Raw genomic sequence first — 17602 nt, forward strand, 5'->3', positions numbered from 1 at the left:
GTGCCTGTTCGAGTCTGTACGCACGAAAGTCTAGGCCCTGTTAAAGAAGCGGTAAGCAGCCGCGTCGGGCAACAGGTGGGGTTATCCCTACTTCGCCCCGCCCATGAACCCCATGGCGTGCGCAGGCCCGGCCCGGCAGGCTGGGCGCATGACCTTGAGCCCCCCGGCGCCCGACAACGACCGGCCGCCGCCCGCCCGCTTCGCACTGGATCCGTGGACGTGGAAGGAGATCTCCTATCTCCTGTCCAGCCTGCCGATGGCTGTTGCCGGGTTTGTTTACACAGTTTTCATGATCGGTATCGGCGTGGGGCTTTCCCTCACGGTGGTGGGTCTGCCGCTTCTCGCCGGCGGGCTGCAGGGGGCGCGGCTGCTCGGCAGGGCGGAGCGGGGCCGGGCCCGTGCACTGCTCGGGGTGCGTATCGACGAGCCGAGCGCGGCCGCGCTGGGCCGCCGTGACCGCGGCGTCCTTCCGTGGCTGTGGTCGAGTCTCAAGGATCCGGTGGGCTGGCGGGCGGTGCTGTATTCCTTCGTGCGGCTGCCCTGGGGCGTGCTCACGTTCACGGTGACGTTGCTGAGTCTGTTCGTCCTGTGGCCCGTGCTGCCCTTCACGGCACGGCTGCTGACCAACGCGGACCGGGCGATGGCGCGGGGGCTGCTCTCGCCCTCGGACGAGCTGGAGCGCAGGATCGCCGAGCTGGAGTCGGACCGGGGTGTGGTCGTGGACACCGCCGCCGCCGACCTGCGGCGCATCGAACGCGATCTGCACGACGGCGCGCAGGCCCGCCTCGTCGCCCTCGCCATGGGGCTCGGCCTGGCGAAGGAGAAACTGACGCAGGACCCCGAGGCCGCCGCCCGCATGGTCGACGAGGCACACGGCGAGGTGAAGGTCGCCCTGCAGGAGCTCCGCGACCTCGCCCGGGGGATCCATCCCGCCGTCCTCACCGACCGCGGCCTGGACGCCGCGCTCTCCGCCATCGCCTCCCGCTGCACCGTCCCGGTGACGGTGGGAGTGGATCTGCCGTCGCGCCCTGCGGAGGCGATCGAGGGGATTGCGTACTTCACCGTGTCCGAGCTGCTGCAGAACGTCAGCAAGCACAGTGGTGCGTGTTCGGCGTCCGTCGAGGTGTGGCGGTCGGGGGAACGGCTGCTGATCCAGGTCAGTGACGACGGCCGGGGCGGGGCGCAGATGGACGGCGGTACGGGGATGTCCGGGCTGGCGGAACGGCTGGGGGCGGTGGACGGGCTGTTCGTCCTGACCTCGCCGGTCGGCGGGCCGACGACAGTCGTGGCCGAGCTGCCCTGGCGGGACCGGGGCGGGGACGGCGCAGGCGTCGCGAGACGGCCGTAGGGCCTTTCCTGCGGATCGTGCCGGGTTCGCGGGGTGCGGGTACGCGCATCGGCCCCGGCTCCCCGTTCCGGTCCGATTCCGCAGCAGGGGCCCCGGCCGCGGTCGGGGGTGGGGAAAACCCCCGGTCAAAAAGGGATACCGGCCTCATGGTGAGGGGTCCCGCCGGACAGCACTCTTGAGGTGGCGGCCTGTACGGGCTGTCGCAGAAGAACCACTCCATCCGCCGAGCAGAGAAACGGACGGCACCATGGCCACGGCATACGGACCGGACACTCGCGACCCTCAGCGGTCCGGTTCCGGCCCCGAGGACCACCCCCCGGTGAAGCACGTCGTTCCGGCGGTGCTGCGCGCGCCGTTCGAGGCGAGGGCCTGGCGCGAGTTCGGCTATCTCTTGCTGAGTCTGCCCATCAGTACGGTGGTGTTCGGCCTCGCGGTGACTCTGACCTCTGCCAGCGCGGGTCTGCTGATCACGTTCCTCGGCATTCCGCTCCTTGCCGGCACCCTGGCCATGTGCCGCGGAATCGGTGCCTTGGAGCGGCTCCGGGCGCGGGGTCTGCTGAGGCTCCAGGTGGCGGATCCGGCGCCGGTGCGCGGCAGGACCGGCGGGCTGATGTCCTGGGTCGGCGCGGTGCTGAAGAGCGGGGCGTCCTGGCGGCACCTTCTCTATGCGCTGCTGCACTTCCCGTGGGCGGTCTTCGCGTTCACCGTCTCGTTGACGTTCTGGGCAAACGGGTGGGCGGCCCTCACGTATCCGTTGTGGCAGTGGGTCTTCCCGGCGTACGCGGGGGTCGGCGGCATCCAGCTGTACGGCGACGCCACGCACGACGTCTATCTCGACTCGCCCTTCGAGCTGGCCGTGACCAGTGCGTTCGGTCTGATACTCGTCCTCGTCACCCCGTGGATCATCCGTGGTCTGACGTCCGTGGACCGGGTGATGGTGTACGGGCTGCTCGGGCCGTCCCGGCTGGCCTCGCGCGTCTCGGAGCTGGAGTCGGACCGGGGTGTGGTCGTGGACACCGCCGCCGCCGACCTGCGGCGCATCGAACGCGATCTGCACGACGGCGCGCAGGCCCGCCTCGTCGCCCTCGCGATGGATCTGGGTCTCGCGAAGGAGAAACTGACGCAGGACCCCGAGACCGCCGCCCGCATGGTCGACGAGGCACACGGCGAGGTGAAGGTCGCCCTGCAGGAGCTCCGCGACCTCGCCCGGGGGATCCATCCCGCCGTCCTCACCGACCGCGGCCTGGACGCCGCGCTCTCCGCCATCGCCTCCCGCTGCACCGTCCCGGTGACGGTCGAGGTGGACCTGGCGTCGCGGCCCGCGCAGGCCATCGAGGGGATTGCGTACTTCACCGTGTCCGAGCTGCTGCAGAACGTCAGCAAGCATGCGTACGCGACGCGTGCGACGGTTGATGTGTGGCGTACGGCCGACCGGCTGATGCTGCAGGTCACCGACAACGGGCGGGGTGGCGCGGACCTGTCGGCGGGCAGCGGTCTGGCCGGTCTGACCGAGCGGCTGGACGCGGTGGACGGCATCCTCGTCGTCGACTCCCCGGTGGGCGGGCCGACGCGGGTCACGGCCGAGCTCCCGTGGCGCGGCTGAGGCGGACCGACCGGCCCGTTGTCCCCACCCCGCGCACCCCCTGATGGGCGTTCCCTCGCCCCACCCGTGCCCTCAACCATTCGCCACAGTTCCCCATCGGCGGGCCGATGCTGGGATGCTGGAGGGGTCAGGGGACGGATTTCCGTCGGCCGCGGGCCGGCGGACCAGTGCAGCGGGGGGAAACAGCGTCGTGGTGGAGGACAGGGTGCGGGTGGTCATCGCCGAGGACTCGGTACTGCTTCGGGAGGGGCTCACCCGGCTGCTGACCGATCTCGGGCATGACGTCGTCGCCGGGGTGGGGGACGCCGAGGCACTGATCAAGACGGTGAGCGATCTCGCCGCGCAGGACGAGCTGCCGGATGTGGTCGTCGCCGATGTGCGGATGCCTCCGACCCACACCGATGAGGGCGTACGGGCGGCGGTGCGGCTGCGCAAGGAGTATCCCGGCATCGGGGTCCTGGTCCTTTCGCAGTACGTCGAGGAGCAGTACGCGACCGAGCTGCTGGCCGGCAGCAGCCGGGGGGTGGGGTATCTGCTGAAGGACCGGGTCGCCGAGGTCCGTGAGTTCGTCGACGCCGTGGTCCGAGTGGCGCAGGGCGGTACGGCGCTGGACCCTGAGGTGGTGGCGCAGCTGCTGGGCCGGAGCCGTAAGCAGGACGTCCTGGCCGGGCTGACGCCGCGCGAGCGCGAGGTGCTCGGCCTGATGGCGGAGGGGCGGACGAACTCCGCGGTCGCCAGGCAGCTGGTGGTGAGCGACGGCGCGGTGGAGAAGCACGTCAGTAATATTTTTCTGAAGCTCGGGCTCTCGCCCAGTGACGGGGATCACCGTCGCGTGCTGGCCGTTCTGACCTATCTCAAGTCCTGAGAACCTGACACGCTGCCAGGTCATCTGTGGCCGATCGAGGGCCGGGGACCCAAGGATGAGTGCCGAGAGACAGCGAATCACGTCGACCGAAAGCCCAGGGGGGTTCACGCAACATGGCAAAGCGGTACAAAAATGCGTCTCATGGCGGCGTCCACCATGTGACCGTTCCAGGGAAGGCGACCCTTACCGACGTAGGGTGGGCCTTGGGACCGACGGCGGGCCGGACGGTCCCCCGCCGCCCCGAAGGAGGTCCAGTTCAGTGACCAGCCAGGTCAGTAGCCCAGCCGGGCAGGCCGACGAAGCCAACGACGCCGATCAGGCCAGTGAGACTGCTCTCCGGGGGCAACGCGCCCCCCATTCCGGGAAAGCGGGCGTCGACGACAAGGAGATCCGCCGCCTGGACAGGGTGATCATCCGTTTCGCGGGTGACTCCGGAGACGGCATGCAGCTCACGGGTGACCGGTTCACCTCGGAGACGGCGTCGTTCGGGAACGACCTGTCGACGCTGCCGAACTTCCCGGCCGAGATCCGGGCCCCAGCAGGCACCCTGCCGGGCGTCTCGTCGTTCCAGTTGCACTTCGCCGACCATGACATCCTCACGCCGGGCGACGCCCCGAACGTGCTGGTCGCGATGAACCCCGCGGCACTGAGGGCGAACATCGGCGATGTGCCGCGCGGCGCCGAAATCATCGTCAACACGGACGAGTTCACCAAGCGCCCGATGGCGAAGGTGGGCTACGAGACCAGTCCGCTGGAGGACGGCTCGCTGCAGGCGTACAACGTCCATCCGGTGCCCCTGACGACGCTGACGATCGAGGCGCTGAAGGAGTTCGGGCTCTCCCGCAAGGAGGCCGAGCGCTCGAAGAACATGTTCGCGCTCGGGCTGCTCTCCTGGATGTACCACCGGCCGACCGACGGCACCGAGGCGTTCCTTCGGGCGAAGTTCGCCAAGAAACCGCAGATCGCCGAGGCGAACGTGGCAGCGTTCCGGGCGGGCTGGAATTTCGGGGAGACCACCGAGGACTTCGCGGTCAGCTACGAGGTGGCGCCCGCGACGCAGGCGTTCCCCACCGGTACGTACCGGAACATCTCCGGGAACCTGGCCCTGTCGTACGGGCTGATCGCCGCGGGCCGGCAGGCGGACCTGCCGCTCTACCTGGGCTCGTACCCGATCACCCCGGCCTCCGACATCCTGCACGAGCTCAGCAAGCACAAGAACTTCGGCGTCCGCACCTTCCAGGCGGAGGACGAGATCGCGGGCATCGGCGCGGCGCTCGGCGCGGCGTTCGGCGGTTCGCTCGGGGTGACGACGACGTCCGGTCCGGGTGTGGCGCTGAAGTCGGAGACCATCGGCCTGGCCGTCTCGCTCGAACTGCCGCTGCTCATCATCGACATCCAGCGCGGCGGCCCGTCGACCGGTCTGCCGACCAAGACCGAGCAGGCGGACCTGCTGCAGGCGATGTTCGGGCGCAACGGCGAGGCCCCGGTGCCGATCGTGGCGCCGAAGACGCCGGCGGACTGCTTCGACGCCGCGCTCGACGCCGCCCGGATCGCACTGACGTACCGCACGCCGGTGTTCCTGCTCTCGGACGGCTATCTCGCCAACGGCTCCGAGCCGTGGCGGATCCCGGAGGTCGACGAACTCCCCGACCTGCGCGTGCAGTTCGCCTCCGGACCCAACCATGAGCTGGCCGACGGCACCGAGGTCTTCTGGCCGTACAAGCGCGACCAGCAAACCCTGGCCCGCCCGTGGGCCGTCCCCGGCACTCCCGGTCTCGAACACCGCATCGGCGGCATCGAGAAGCAGGACGGCACCGGCAACATCTCGTACGACCCCGCGAACCACGACTTCATGGTCCGCACCCGCCAGGCGAAGGTCGACGGCATCGAGGTCCCCGACGTGGAGGTCGACGACCCCTCCGACGCCCGGACCCTGGTGCTCGGCTGGGGTTCCACGTACGGCCCCATCACCGCCGCCGTCCGCCGGCTGCGGGCGGAGGGGCAGTCGATCGCGCAGGTCCATCTGCGCCACCTCAACCCCTTCCCACGGAATCTGGGCGAGGTGCTGGAGCGTTACGACAAGGTGGTCGTCCCGGAGATGAACCTCGGCCAGCTCGCCACGCTGATCCGGGCGAAGTACCTGGTGGACGCCCGCAGTTACAACCAGGTCAACGGAATGCCGTTCAAGGCCGAGCAGCTCGCCACAGCTCTCAAGGAGGCCATCGATGCCTAACACCGACCAGGCACTCCCCACCGGGCTCCCGGCACTGCAGCTGGTACCCAAGGCCGAGGCCAAGCAGTCCATGAAGGACTTCAAGTCCGATCAGGAAGTGCGCTGGTGCCCCGGTTGCGGTGACTATGCGGTCCTCGCCGCCGTGCAGGGGTTCATGCCCGAGCTCGGTCTGGCGAAGGAGAACATCGTCTTCGTCTCCGGCATCGGCTGCTCGTCCCGGTTCCCGTACTACATGAACACGTACGGGATGCACTCGATCCACGGCCGGGCCCCGGCCATCGCGACCGGGCTGGCGTCCTCGCGGCGCGACCTGTCCGTCTGGGTCGTCACGGGCGACGGCGACGCACTGTCCATCGGCGGCAACCACCTCATCCACGCGCTGCGACGCAATGTGAACCTGAAGATCCTGCTGTTCAACAACCGGATCTACGGGCTCACCAAGGGGCAGTACTCCCCCACGTCCGAGGTCGGCAAGATCACCAAGTCGACGCCGATGGGCTCGCTCGACGCCCCGTTCAACCCGGTGTCGCTGGCCCTCGGCGCGGAGGCGTCGTTCGTCGCCCGCACCGTGGACTCCGACCGCAAGCACCTCACCGGCGTGCTGCGCGAGGCGGCCGCCCACCCCGGCACGGCGCTGGTGGAGATCTACCAGAACTGCAACATCTTCAACGACGGCGCCTTCGAGGTCCTCAAGGACAAGGACCAGGCCGAGAACGCGGTGATCCGGCTGGAGCACGGGCAGCCGATCCGCTTCGGCACCGGGCAGTCCAAGGGCGTCGTGCGCGACCCCGCCACCGGCGACCTCAAGGTCGTCGAGGTCACCGCGGAGAACGAGTCGCAGGTCCTGGTCCACGACGCACACGCAGCCAGCCCCACCACGGCGTTCGCGCTGTCCCGGCTCGCCGACCCCCACACGCTGCACCAGACCCCGATCGGGGTGCTGCGCAGCGTCGAGCGGCCGGTGTACGACACACAGATGGCCGAGCAGCTGGACACCGCGGTCGAGCAGAACGGCAAGGGCGATCTGGCCGCGCTGCTCGCGGGCAACGACAACTGGACGGTCGTCGGCTGAGAGGGCCGGCGGATCAGGGTCGGACGGGTTCCACTCCTCGCGGCCCCGGATGATCCGCCGGACGCCCCCTGGGACGTCGTGAGGCGCACCGTACGGGTGCCCGGCCGGGGAGTCTTCACCGCTCCCGGCCCGGCACCCGTTCTCATGTGCCCATGGCCCTGGACCGTCCCGCGTACCGCATCAAACGACACCTGCTCGGCAAACCCCTCACCACCGAGCGCATCAGTGACGAGAAACTGAGCAACCGGACGGCGCTCGGGGTGCTCGCCTCGGACTGCATCAGTTCGTCCGCGTACGGCTCCGAGGAGATGCTCCGGGTCCTCGTGCCCGTCGTCGGGGCGGCTGCCTTCACCCTCCTCATGCCGGTGACCGGCGCGATCCTGCTGGTCCTGCTGCTTCTGACGCTCTGCTACAGCGATGTCGTCATGATCTACACGCGGGCGGGCGGCTCGTATGTCGTCGCCCGGGAGAACTTCGGGCCGAACGTCGCACAGATCGCCGCCGTGGCGCTGCTCGTCGACTACATCGTGACCGTCGCCGTCCAGGTGTCGGCCGGCACGAACGCCCTCATCTCCCTAGCCCATCTGGCCGGGGGCCGCTGGACCGGCCTGGACCATCTCCAGCTGCCGGTCTCCGTCGCGGTGATCGCGCTGCTCGCGTACGGGAATCTGCGCGGCATCCGCGAGGCGGGCCGGACCTTCGCGCTGCCCGCCTACCTGTTCATGGCCGCGGTCGGTCTGGTGCTGCTCGTCGCCGCGGTGCGCGGGCTGACGGTCGGGCTGCCGCACGCCGATCTGCATGCCGCCGGGGTGGTTCCGCTGGGCACGCCGGGCAGCGGCTGGGCGTACGGCGCCTCGCTCTTCATCGTGCTGCGCTCCTTCGCCAACGGCGGCTCGTCGCTCACCGGACTCGAAGCGATCTCCAACGGCATCTCCGCGTTCCGTGAACCGCAGGGCCGCAACGCCCGCCGCACCCTCATCGTGATGAGCTGTGTACTCGGCGTCCTCGTCCTCGGCGTCTCCACGCTGGCGCACTTCACGCATGCCGTCCCGTACACCGACGGCACGCCGACCGTCATCGCGCAGGAGGCTCATCTCGCCTTCGGTGCCGGCCCGGCGGGGACGGCCGGGCTGGTCTTCGTCCAGCTGGCGACCGCGCTGGTCCTCTACACGGGCGCCAACACGCCCTTCACCGGCTTCCCGTTCCTGGCCAGTTTTGTCGCCAAGGACCGTTTCCTGCCGCGGGTGCTGACCCGGCGCGGGCACCGGCTGGCGTTCTCCAACGGGATCATCGCGCTCACCGTCGTCTCGCTGGCGCTGCTGCTGGTCACGGGCGCCAGCGTGGACAAGCTGGTGGCGCTGTACGCGATCGGCGTGTTCACCGCGTTCACCATGGCGGGGGCCGGGCTCACCGCGTACCACCTGCGCCGCCGCGAGCGGTACCGCCGGCTGAAGATCGCGGTCAATGGGCTGGCCGCGGTCATCTCGGCGGCCGTGGTGCTGATCTTCGCGGTCACCAAGTTCACCGAGGGCGCCTGGCTGGTCGTGATCGTCTTTCCGCTCGGCGTCTGGGCGTTGATGCGGATCAACCGCGAGTACCGGCGCGAGGCCGCCGCACTGCAGAGCCTCCAGGCACCGGGCGCCGACCGGCCGCGGGTCCGGCGCCATCTGGTGTTCGTCCTCGTCGAGACGCTGGACCTGGCGACGCTGAAGGCACTGCGGTACGCCCATGAGCTGCGCCCGGACGAGATCCGGGCGGTGCACTTCGCGATCGACGAGGCGCACGGCAGGCGGCTGGCCGCCCGCTGGGAGGCGACGGCCGCGACCTCTGTGTCGCTGGAGCTGGTGGCCTGCCCCGACCGGCGGCTGCGCCAGGCGATGCGGGAGCTCGCGACCCGCACCACGGCGGACGGGGAGACGTCACTGACGGTACTGGTGCCGCGGCGGCTGTACTCGAACGCGCTCGGGAAGATGCTGCACCGGGGCACCGGCGAGGCGATGGCGAAGGCGCTGGTCCAGCTGCCGCACGTGGCGGTGACGATCCTGCCGTTCGATGTCTCGCGGGCGCTGCGGGAGCTGGAGGAGGGGCGGGCGCCTCAGCCGGACTGAGCCTGCTTCCGGGCGTCGTACGACTCGCGGGCGGCGTGTACGGCGTCGACACGCCGCTCCGTCCAGCGCGCCAGCCCCCACACCTGCTCGGCGGCCTCCTTGCCCAGCTCGGTGAGCGTGTAGTCCACCCGCGGCGGGATCACCGGCTTGGCATCCCGGTGCACGAAGCCGTCGCGCTCCAGCGTCTGGAGGGTCTGGGCCAGCATCTTCTCGCTGACGCCGCCGACCTCGCGGCGCAGCTCGCTGAAGCGGTACGAGCGCTCCAGCAGAGCGGCGAGGACGAGGACGCCCCAGCGGCTGGTGACGTGTTCGAGCACCAGGCGGGAGGGGCACATCTGCCGGTTCACATCGGGCACCTTGCTTACGCTCATACCAGTACCTTACTTCAGAGTGGGTACTTTCTCTTGGTTAGTGCATCCCGTAGGGTGAGCAGCAGAGAGCGCAAACAAGGACCAGAGCACCCAAAGAGGAGAAACCCCCCATGAGCATCGTCGTCACCGGAGCCACCGGAGAGCTCGGCAGTCTCGTCGTCGACCGGCTGCTGGAGACCGTGCCCGCGAGCGGGATCGCCGCCGTTGTCCGCAACAAGGAGAAGGCCGCCGGCCTCGCCGCCCGCGGCGTCGAGCTCCGGGTCGCCGACTACGACCGCCCGGAGACCCTCACCGGCGTCTTCAGGGCCGGGGACCGGGTCCTGCTCATCTCCGGCAGCGAGGTCGGCAGGCGCGTACCGCAGCACACGGCGGTCATCGACGCGGCGAAGGCAGCCGGCGTCGCGCAGCTCGCGTACACCGGGGTGCTGGGCGGCCCGGACGCCGACTTCCAGCTGGCCGCCGAGCACAAGGTCACCGAGCAGCTGATCCTCGACTCGGGCCTGCCGTACACCTTCCTGCGCAACGGCTGGTACACGGAGAACTACACGGCGAACCTCGCCCCGGTCCTGGAGCACGGCGCCGTCGTCTCCAACGCGGGCGACGGCCGGGTCGCCTCCGCCACTCGCGCCGACTACGCGGCCGCCGCGGCCGCCGTACTGACCGGCGAGGGCCACCTCGGCAAGGCCTACGAGCTGAGCGGCGACGTCGCCTGGTCGTTCGCCGAGTACGCGGCCGAGGTGGCGAAGGCCACCGGCAAGGAGATCGCGTACAACAACGTCCCGGCCGCCGTGCACCAGGAGATCCTGGTCGGCGCCGGTCTGCCCGAGGGCTTCGCCGCGATCCTCGTCGACGTCGACGAGGCGATCGCGCGTGGCCTGCTCGCCGGTACGAGCGGCGACCTGGCCCGTCTGATCGGCCGCCCAACGACGCCGATGGCCGAGACGGTGGCCGCCGCGGTCGCCGCCGGCTGAGCCCTTCCTCCGGACCGGACGGGCCCCGTGTCATGACCGTATGGCGATACGGCTATGACACCGGGCCCTCCCGGCGCTACCGTCATGCAGTCGACGGAGCAGTTGACGCGAGGGATGCCGGGAGGGCCCGTGAAGGGGACAAATGAACAGCGGGCAGGCTTGCTGTCCGGCATCGGCGCCTATGGTCTGTGGGGAATCGTCCCGCTCTTCTGGCCGCTGCTGAAGCCGTCCGGCGCCATCGAGATCCTGGCCCACCGCATGGTCTGGTCGCTCGCCGTCGTCGGCATCGCGCTGCTCGCGCTGCGCCGCTGGGCGTGGATCGGCGAGCTGATACGCCGGCCGAAAAAACTGGGGCTGATCACGGTCGCCGCGGCCGTGATCACCGTCAACTGGGGTCTGTACATCTGGGCCGTGAACAACGGCCACGTCGTCGAGGCATCGCTCGGCTACTTCATCAACCCCCTGGTCACCATCGCCATGGGCGTCCTGCTCCTCGGTGAGCGACTGCGCCCCGTGCAGTGGGTGGCGGTCGGCACGGGCGTCGCGGCCGTGCTTGTGCTGGCGATCGGTTACGCAAGTCCACCGTGGATCTCGTTGACGCTGGCGTTCTCCTTCGCGACGTACGGCCTGGTGAAGAAGAAGGTCAACATGGGCGGCCTGGAGTCGCTCACCGCCGAGACCGCGGTGCTGTTCCTGCCCGCGCTCGGCTACCTGCTGTGGCTCGGCGCGCAGGGCGACGCGACGTTCGCCTCCGAAGGCGCCGGCCATGCGGCGCTGCTCGCCGCGACGGGTGTCGTGACGGCCACGCCACTGGTCCTCTTCGGTGCGGCGGCGATCCGCGTCCCCCTCTCGACGCTGGGCCTGCTGCAGTACCTGGCGCCGGTCTTCCAGTTCATCCTCGGCATCCTCTACTTCCACGAGGCGATGCCGCCTGAGCGGTGGGCCGGGTTCGCGCTGGTGTGGCTGGCGCTCACGCTGCTGACGTGGGACGCGTTCCGGACGGCGCGGCGGACGAGGGCGCAGGCCGCGCGGCTTGCGGCGACGGCTTCGAGAACGGCGCCGACTCCGACGGCACCGTCGCGGCCTCCCGCGGACGGCGCGGACTCCTCCTCGTACGCAGCCCGAGAGCAGTGACCAGCGCGCCCAGCGTCACCATCGTCACCGGCACGACGAGAGCCGCGCGGAAGGCCTCCAGGGTGGCTCCGGGCGTGCCGTCCGCGCCTGCCGACGCGAGCCCGTACACGGCTGTCACCGCGGAGATGCCGACCGCCGAGCCGAACTGGGTCGAGGTGTGGAGCAGGCCGCCGGCCAGCCCCTGCTCGCTGTCCGGTACGCCGTCGGTCGCCGCGATCGTCAGCGGACCGTAGGCCAGGGCGAAGGCGATGCCGGTGAGGAGCAGCGTCGGAAACATCGCCGCGTACGACCAGTCCGGCCCGACCCTCAGGAAGAGTCCGTACGAGACGATGGCGACGACGAATCCGCCGAGGATGACGCGCGCGTTGCCGTAACGGTTCACCAGCCGCGGGGTGAGCGTCGGCGCGATGACCGCGTCGGCGCCCATCACCACCAAGGCGAGGGCGGTCTGCAGGGAGGACCAGCCGCGCAGCTCCTGGAGGTACAGCGTCACCACGAACTGGAACCCGAAGAAGGACCCCACGAAGAGCAGGGCGCCGAGATCGGCCCGGACCGTCGAGGCCCTGCGCAGCAGGGAGAGCCGGACCAGCGGGGCGGGCGAGCTGCGTTCGATCAGGACGAAGACCGCGATCAGGAGAAGTCCCGCGGCGAAGGCCCCGGCGGTCCACGCCCAGTCCGTCGTCCCGTGTTCCAGGCGCACGATCCCGTACGCGAGCAGCAGCATCGCTCCGGCGGCCGCGGCGGCACCCGGCAGGTCGAAGCCGCCGGCGCGGACCGGGCGCGCCTCCGCGGGGACGGTGCGGAGCGCGGCGATCAGGATGCTGCCGGCCAACAGGACGGGCGCGAAGAACACCCACCGCCAGCCGAACTGGGTGAGCAGCCCGCCGATGACGAGACCGAGCGAGAAGCCGCCCGCCGCGGTACCCGCGAAGACCAGCAGCGCCTTGTTGCGCTGCGGCCCCTCCTCGTACGAGGTGGTGATGAGCGCCATGGCGGCGGGCGTCATGAACGCGGCGGCCACCCCGGTGACGAAGCGGGCGACGATCAGCATCCAGCCCCGGTCGGCGAAGCCTCCGAGCCCGGAGAAGACCAGGAAGACGGAGATCCAGACGAGGAACATCCGGCGTCTGCCGAACAGGTCGGCGGCGCGTCCACCGAGCAGGGTGAACCCGGCGTAGCCGAGGACGTAGGCACTCATCACCCAGGCGGCGGTACTGGTCGGCAGGGAGAGATCGGATCTGATCGAGGGCACCGCGACGGCGAGCATGGCGACATCGATGCCCTCCAGGAAGATCGTGCCGCAGAGGACGAGGAGCAGGGCCCGGGCGCGTGCGGGCATGGTGGACACAGGTGTCTCCTTGACGAGGCGGGCATGGGGAGTTACTCGAAGGCGGGTCGGTTCCCTCTTGTAACCACTGGCATCGTGCGCCAGCATCGACTGCCATGGAAGAAGGCACTTCGAAGTCACCGAGTCACCTCGGAGGCACCGTTGACGACGCGGCCCTCGTCGGCGACCCCGATCCGTTCCAGTGGGACACCCGCGAGGGCTGCGAGGTACGGCAGATCCTGGACCGGGTCGCCGACAAGTGGTCGCTCCTGGTCATCGCCCTGCTCGACCGCCGCAAGCTCCGCTTCACCCAGTTGCGTCGCGAGATCGACGGCATCAGCCAGCGGATGCTGACCGTCACGCTTCGCCAGCTGGAACGCGACGGCCTGGTCGAGCGGACGGTCCACGCCGTGGTACCGCCCCGCGTGGAGTACGAGCTGACGCCGCTCGGTGGCACGCTGCACACCACGATCCGGGCGCTCGTCACCTGGACCGAGGAGCATCAGGGCGAGATCGCGGTGGCGCGCGCGGACTACGACGCCCGCGCGGCCGCGGACACACATTGATCATTACCTAGTTGCTTTTTTAACTCGGTTACGTTTACCTGGGGGCAGTGGAGCCGTACCCGAGGAGCAGGCATGACCGACGTACTCATCGTGGGGGCCGGACCGACCGGACTGGCCCTGGCGTGCGATCTCGCCCGGCGCGACATCGCCGTACGGATCGTCGACAAGTCCCCCGATTTCCCGCGCAGTTCGCGGGCGAAAGGCCCCAATCCCCGCTCCCTCGAGGTACTTGAGGATCTCGGCGTGGTCGACGAGGTCCTGGCAGCGGGCTCGGCGCCGCTGCCGATGCGCAAGTACCGGGGCGGACTGGCGATCGCCGACGCCGACCCGTTCGAGGGGGCGGTGCCGACGCCGGACGCCCCGTACGACCGCTCGTGGCTCATCGCCCAGTGGCGGCTGGAGGAGATCCTGCGGGCCCGGCTCGCGGAGTACGGGGTACGTGTCGAACTGGGCGCCGAGGTAACGGGGCTGGTGGAGGCGGACGCTTCGGTGACCGTCACCTTCGCCGACGGCAGCGAGACCCGGACGGCCTACGTGGTGGGCTGCGACGGCGCCCACAGTGCGGTGCGCAAGCTGCTCGGGGTCTCGTTCGAGGGGCGGACGACGCAGGAGCAGATGATGGTCTGCGGCGATGTCGAGGTGGAGGGTCTCGACCGCGGGATCTGGCACCAGTGGTTCGACGAGGACGGCGCCGTGATGCTGTGTCCGATCCCGGGTACCCGGTCGGGCTGGTGGTTCCAGGCCGGGCCCGAGACGGACGCCGCCGGGGCCCCCGTACCGCCCTCGCAGGAAGGCTTCCGACGGCTCTTCGCCAAGCATTCCGGCCTCCCGGGCACCCGCCTGTCGAACGCCACCCTGCTGTCGACGTACCGGGTCAACGAGCGCCTGGCCGGCCGCTACCGGGTGGGGCGCGTCCTCCTCGCGGGCGACGCCGCGCATGTGCACGCGATCGCGGGCGGGCTGGGCATGAACACCGGCATCCAGGACGCGTTCAACCTGGGCTGGAAGCTCGCCCTCGTGGCGACCGGACAGGCGGGTACGGGCCTGCTCGACACGTACGAGGAGGAGCGGCTGCCCGTCGCCGCCCGGACCCTCGACCTCACCTCCGACCGGCTGCGGGTCACCCTGGAGGCGATCAAGAAGCCGGGCGGCGGACTGGACGCGGCGAACGCCGCGGAGACCATGGGGCTGGACGGGAACTACCGCTGGAGCTCGCTCGCCCGGGACGGAGCGGCCGACGGTCCCCGCGCCCGGCTGCGGGCGGGCGACCGCGCCCCGGACGCCCCGTGTCGCGACGCGGGGACGGGGACGCGGGTCCGCCTGTTCGAGACGTTCGCCGGGCCGCACTTCACGCTGCTGGGCTTCGGTGCGGGCGCGGCGGAGGCGCTGCGGGAGGTGGCGGCGGAGTACGGCGACGTGGTGCGCGTGCACGCGGTGGACGGCGGTGGCCACGAGGGCCTCACCGACGACGAGGGGTACGCCCGCTCGGCGTACGGGATCACCGAGGACGTCCTCGTCCTGGTCCGCCCCGACAATTATGTGGCGCTGATCGCGCGGGCCACGGACCACGGAGCCGTCGCGGATCACCTGGACCGTACGGCATTGGGGCGATCACGGCGCGTGTCCCGATGAGGAAGCGCGGTCATACCGTCTGCTTACATTTCTCTAACACCTATGACCCGAACCCGGCACTTCGAGAGACACTCCCGCACGCTCCTGCGCGTGGCGACCGCCACCGTGGCCGTCTCCGCCGTCATCTGCGCGGCCACACCCACCGCACGCGCCGACGACACCGCACAGGCGGTGCACCCTTCCGGACTCAGCCCGGCCGGACCCCTGTTCCGCCTCCAGGGCAATCCCGCCAACGGAAACCCGACTCCGGGGGTCCAGCAAATCGCCCGGCCGACGTCCACCCGGGCAACACCCCGATGAGCCACGCCGGTGACAGCTCCCCGCGGCCGGGCTCAGCCCGGCGCGGCGGCCACCCGGTCCCTCACACGCTGCCGGTGCGCACCCGCCGGCGGGCAACAGCACCGGACGGCCCGTGCCGCGACGTGGGGACGGGGCACGGGGCCGCCTGTTCGAGCTGTTCAATGTGCCGCTACGGCTTGCGGCCCACCCCGCTGTAGGCATCGACTGACGTCGAGGTGCCAGACGCACTGCCAGGTTCAGGGCGCCACTGCGTGACCTGGGCGATTCCGGGGTCGACCAGGTCGAGGCCGTCGAAGTATCCGGTGATCTCTTCGATGCTGCGCACGTAGTAGGGGATCGCTCCGCTGGAGTTGTACGCCTCCGACGCTGCGATCATGCCTGCGCTGGTGGAGGTGGAGTCGCTGATGACCAGGTAACTGCCGGACGGCAGGCCTGCCATAAGTTGGGATATGAGAGCTCTGGCCTGGTCGTAATCGGCGACGTGGCCAAGAGTATTGAGAATCATGAGGGCAACCGGCTGAGAGAAATCAAGCGTCTTCGCGGCGGCCTTCAAGACGGCCTCGGGCTCATACAGGTTGGCGTCGAGATACGCCGTTTCTCCCTCAGGCGTGCTGGTGAGCAGCGCGCGGGCATGGGCCAGTACCAGCGGATCGTTGTCGACATACACGATCCGCGCATCCGGTGCGACCCGCTGGGCGACCTCATGGGTGTTGTCGGCCGTCGGCAAACCGGTTCCAATGTCCAGGAACTGACGGATGCCCTGCTCCCCGGCCAGATGCCGGACCGCGCGCCCGAGGAAGTGACGGCTCGTGAGTGCTACGTCGACGAGTCCGGGGAAGATCTCCTTGATGTGGTCTCCGAGCTCACGGTCCTTCTCGTAGTTGTCCTTGCCGCCCACGAAGTAGTTCCAGAAGCGCGCGGAGTGCGGCGTACTCGTGTCGATCCGTGCGCGTATCTCCGCGGCGGATTCGAGTCTGGGGTCACGGTCTGACACGGGGGTGCCTCCTGCGGGTCGTTGATCAGGCGATCACTCACCAACCTAGACGTTCCCGCAGCTCTGTGCGCATGCTTCCGGCCGTCCCAAGTTCACGTCATGGGTGGGGCTTTGGCGGGTATCACCAGCGCATGGACCCAGGACTGGCGGCAGTGACCGGCGTAGCTATCGGCATGCTGGGTGGTGCGGGAGGGGCGTAGCTCACGCTCATCGGTCAGGCACGGCAGCAGGAACGCCAACGGCTCATAGACCGGCAGCGCCGGCTGGAGGAGGTGCGCCAGGAGGCAGCGCGTGTATCAGCACGTCGAAGCGGGGGTCGCTCGACGCCGAAACCTGGCCCGAACCCCCTGTGGGCATCACACGCCCCCTTCGAGATGGCGGGCGCGGTGCGCGCGTACCTTCTGACGGTTTCCGCACCGCTCCATCGCGCACCAACGCCGCTTGCCGGGACGCGAGGTGTCGACGAACAGCAACAGGCAGTTGTGGGCGCCGCATTCGCGGATTCGGTGGGCGTACGGCCCGGTAAAGAGCTCCACCGCATCGCGGGCGACGGTCGACAGGAGTGCGCTGCCGGTGGCCCCGGGCGCCCACTCCCTGCGGGACCCGGCGGCAATACGGGGCACGAGCGGCGGTGCGGCGGCCACGGCATTCACGACCTCGATGTCCGCCAGGTCCGCCGCCTGCCGGTCCGCCAGGGCCGTGGTCAACCGCCAGAGTGCGGCGCGGAGTTCATGAGCGCGGGCCAGTTCACCATCGCTCACAGCGAGATCCGCGAGATCCAGTCCGGACGCCAACCGGCTCTTCCCCGCCCACCGCACCAGATCGGCGGGCGTGTGCAGCGCCTCGTACCGCGTATCCCGTGGCGTTCCTCGCCGGTACAGCACTCGCCGGCGGCGCCGCAGCCGTCCAGTACGTCGCGACGCCGGACACCGGGGTGACCGTGCGTTCGGAGCCGAAGAAGAGCCGCGCCGACTACATACGCCTGTGGGAGGCCGACCCGCGACGTGTGCCCTTCGCGCACGACTGCGCGGTCTGGGAACCCACCCGCGCAGCTGACAACTTCACCTGCTGACTTCAC

At 70.0% G+C, this 17602-nt stretch carries 14 protein-coding genes and 2 pseudogenes; 12 read left to right on the forward strand and 4 right to left on the reverse strand.

Annotation, left to right across the window (positions count from 1 at the left end; all coding sequences use genetic code 11):
- Nucleotides 1-148: 148 nt before the first annotated feature.
- From OH809_RS17980 to OH809_RS18005, 6 genes are all read left to right on the forward strand, one after another.
- A complete protein-coding gene (locus OH809_RS17980; RefSeq protein WP_406421460.1) occupies nt 149-1348 on the forward strand; it encodes a sensor histidine kinase in 1200 nt (399 codons plus the stop codon).
- A 247-nt stretch (nt 1349-1595) separates the two neighbouring features.
- Nucleotides 1596-2951 carry a sensor histidine kinase gene (locus OH809_RS17985; RefSeq protein WP_406421459.1) on the forward strand — a complete coding sequence of 452 codons (1356 nt, stop codon included), beginning with the start codon at nt 1596-1598 and terminating at the stop codon, nt 2949-2951.
- Between the two features lie 205 nt (nt 2952-3156).
- Nucleotides 3157-3816, forward strand: coding sequence for a response regulator transcription factor (locus OH809_RS17990; RefSeq protein ID WP_037693221.1), 660 nt, complete (start codon nt 3157-3159; stop codon nt 3814-3816).
- A gap of 259 nt (nt 3817-4075) precedes the next feature.
- Nucleotides 4076-6049: a 2-oxoacid:acceptor oxidoreductase subunit alpha gene (locus tag OH809_RS17995; protein ID WP_406421458.1), complete on the forward strand. Its 1974-nt coding sequence runs from the start codon at nt 4076-4078 to the stop codon at nt 6047-6049.
- Complete coding sequence (locus OH809_RS18000; protein ID WP_366137087.1) at nt 6042-7121, forward strand: 2-oxoacid:ferredoxin oxidoreductase subunit beta; 1080 nt, start codon at nt 6042-6044, stop codon at nt 7119-7121. The genes OH809_RS17995 and OH809_RS18000 overlap by 8 nt, the downstream gene beginning before the upstream one ends.
- Nucleotides 7122-7273: 152 nt before the next feature.
- The gene (locus tag OH809_RS18005; protein WP_406421457.1) at nt 7274-9229 is read left to right on the forward strand and encodes an APC family permease; all 1956 of its coding nucleotides are present in this window, start codon (nt 7274-7276) and stop codon (nt 9227-9229) included.
- Here the strand turns inward: OH809_RS18005 and OH809_RS18010 are convergent.
- A complete protein-coding gene (locus OH809_RS18010) occupies nt 9217-9600 on the reverse strand; it encodes a winged helix-turn-helix transcriptional regulator (RefSeq protein WP_406421456.1) in 384 nt (127 codons plus the stop codon). The two genes, OH809_RS18005 and OH809_RS18010, sit on opposite strands and share 13 nt — an antisense overlap.
- Before the next feature lie 110 nt (nt 9601-9710).
- Between OH809_RS18010 and OH809_RS18015 the strand changes: the two genes are divergently transcribed.
- Both OH809_RS18015 and rarD read left to right on the forward strand, forming a co-directional pair.
- Nucleotides 9711-10571 carry an SDR family oxidoreductase gene (locus OH809_RS18015; RefSeq protein WP_406421455.1) on the forward strand — a complete coding sequence of 287 codons (861 nt, stop codon included), beginning with the start codon at nt 9711-9713 and terminating at the stop codon, nt 10569-10571.
- A gap of 129 nt (nt 10572-10700) precedes the next feature.
- Complete coding sequence (gene rarD, locus OH809_RS18020) at nt 10701-11705, forward strand: EamA family transporter RarD (protein WP_406421454.1); 1005 nt, start codon at nt 10701-10703, stop codon at nt 11703-11705.
- On the opposite strand, the pseudogene OH809_RS18025 reads toward rarD, so the two are convergent.
- Nucleotides 11665-13044 (reverse strand): annotated as a pseudogene (locus tag OH809_RS18025) (MFS transporter); the annotation flags it as partial. The gene rarD and the pseudogene OH809_RS18025 overlap by 41 nt on opposite strands.
- Nucleotides 13045-13148: 104 nt before the next feature.
- Here OH809_RS18025 and OH809_RS18030 point away from each other — a divergent pair.
- The 3 genes from OH809_RS18030 (at nt 13149) to OH809_RS18040 (ending at nt 15530) form a co-directional block, all read left to right on the forward strand.
- Nucleotides 13149-13598 carry a winged helix-turn-helix transcriptional regulator gene (locus OH809_RS18030; RefSeq protein WP_406421453.1) on the forward strand — a complete coding sequence of 150 codons (450 nt, stop codon included), beginning with the start codon at nt 13149-13151 and terminating at the stop codon, nt 13596-13598.
- 72 nt (nt 13599-13670) lie between these two features.
- Nucleotides 13671-15230 (forward strand): FAD-dependent monooxygenase, encoded by a 1560-nt coding sequence (locus tag OH809_RS18035; RefSeq protein ID WP_406515313.1) that lies wholly within the window; start codon nt 13671-13673, stop codon nt 15228-15230.
- 90 nt (nt 15231-15320) lie between these two features.
- A complete protein-coding gene (locus OH809_RS18040) occupies nt 15321-15530 on the forward strand; it encodes a hypothetical protein (protein WP_406421451.1) in 210 nt (69 codons plus the stop codon).
- Between the two features lie 169 nt (nt 15531-15699).
- Here the strand turns inward: OH809_RS18040 and OH809_RS18045 are convergent, their stop codons facing one another.
- Together OH809_RS18045 and OH809_RS18050 are read right to left on the reverse strand one after the other, a co-directional pair.
- Complete coding sequence (locus tag OH809_RS18045) at nt 15700-16524, reverse strand: SAM-dependent methyltransferase (protein WP_406421450.1); 825 nt, start codon at nt 16522-16524, stop codon at nt 15700-15702.
- A 356-nt stretch (nt 16525-16880) separates the two neighbouring features.
- Nucleotides 16881-17375 (reverse strand): annotated as a pseudogene (locus OH809_RS18050) (CGNR zinc finger domain-containing protein); the annotation flags it as partial.
- An 8-nt stretch (nt 17376-17383) separates the two neighbouring features.
- Between OH809_RS18050 and OH809_RS18055 the strand changes: the two are divergent.
- Nucleotides 17384-17596 (forward strand): hypothetical protein, encoded by a 213-nt coding sequence (locus tag OH809_RS18055; protein WP_406421449.1) that lies wholly within the window; start codon nt 17384-17386, stop codon nt 17594-17596.
- Nucleotides 17597-17602: the final 6 nt, after the last annotated feature.

The sequence above is a fragment of the Streptomyces sp. NBC_00873 genome (assembly GCF_045207415.1).
Lineage (GTDB): Bacteria > Actinomycetota > Actinomycetes > Streptomycetales > Streptomycetaceae > Streptomyces.

Coding starts and splice junctions, on each gene's coding strand:
- OH809_RS17980 (WP_406421460.1), top strand. CDS start 149: ATGACCTTGAGCCCCCCGGCGCCCGACAACGACCGGCCGCCGCCCGCC.
- OH809_RS17985 (WP_406421459.1), top strand. CDS start 1,596: ATGGCCACGGCATACGGACCGGACACTCGCGACCCTCAGCGGTCCGGT.
- OH809_RS18015 (WP_406421455.1), top strand. CDS start 9,711: ATGAGCATCGTCGTCACCGGAGCCACCGGAGAGCTCGGCAGTCTCGTC.
- OH809_RS18035 (WP_406515313.1), top strand. CDS start 13,671: ATGACCGACGTACTCATCGTGGGGGCCGGACCGACCGGACTGGCCCTG.
- OH809_RS18005 (WP_406421457.1), top strand. CDS start 7,274: ATGGCCCTGGACCGTCCCGCGTACCGCATCAAACGACACCTGCTCGGC.
- OH809_RS18010 (WP_406421456.1), bottom strand. CDS start 9,600: ATGAGCGTAAGCAAGGTGCCCGATGTGAACCGGCAGATGTGCCCCTCC.
- OH809_RS18030 (WP_406421453.1), top strand. CDS start 13,149: ATGGAAGAAGGCACTTCGAAGTCACCGAGTCACCTCGGAGGCACCGTT.
- OH809_RS18000 (WP_366137087.1), top strand. CDS start 6,042: ATGCCTAACACCGACCAGGCACTCCCCACCGGGCTCCCGGCACTGCAG.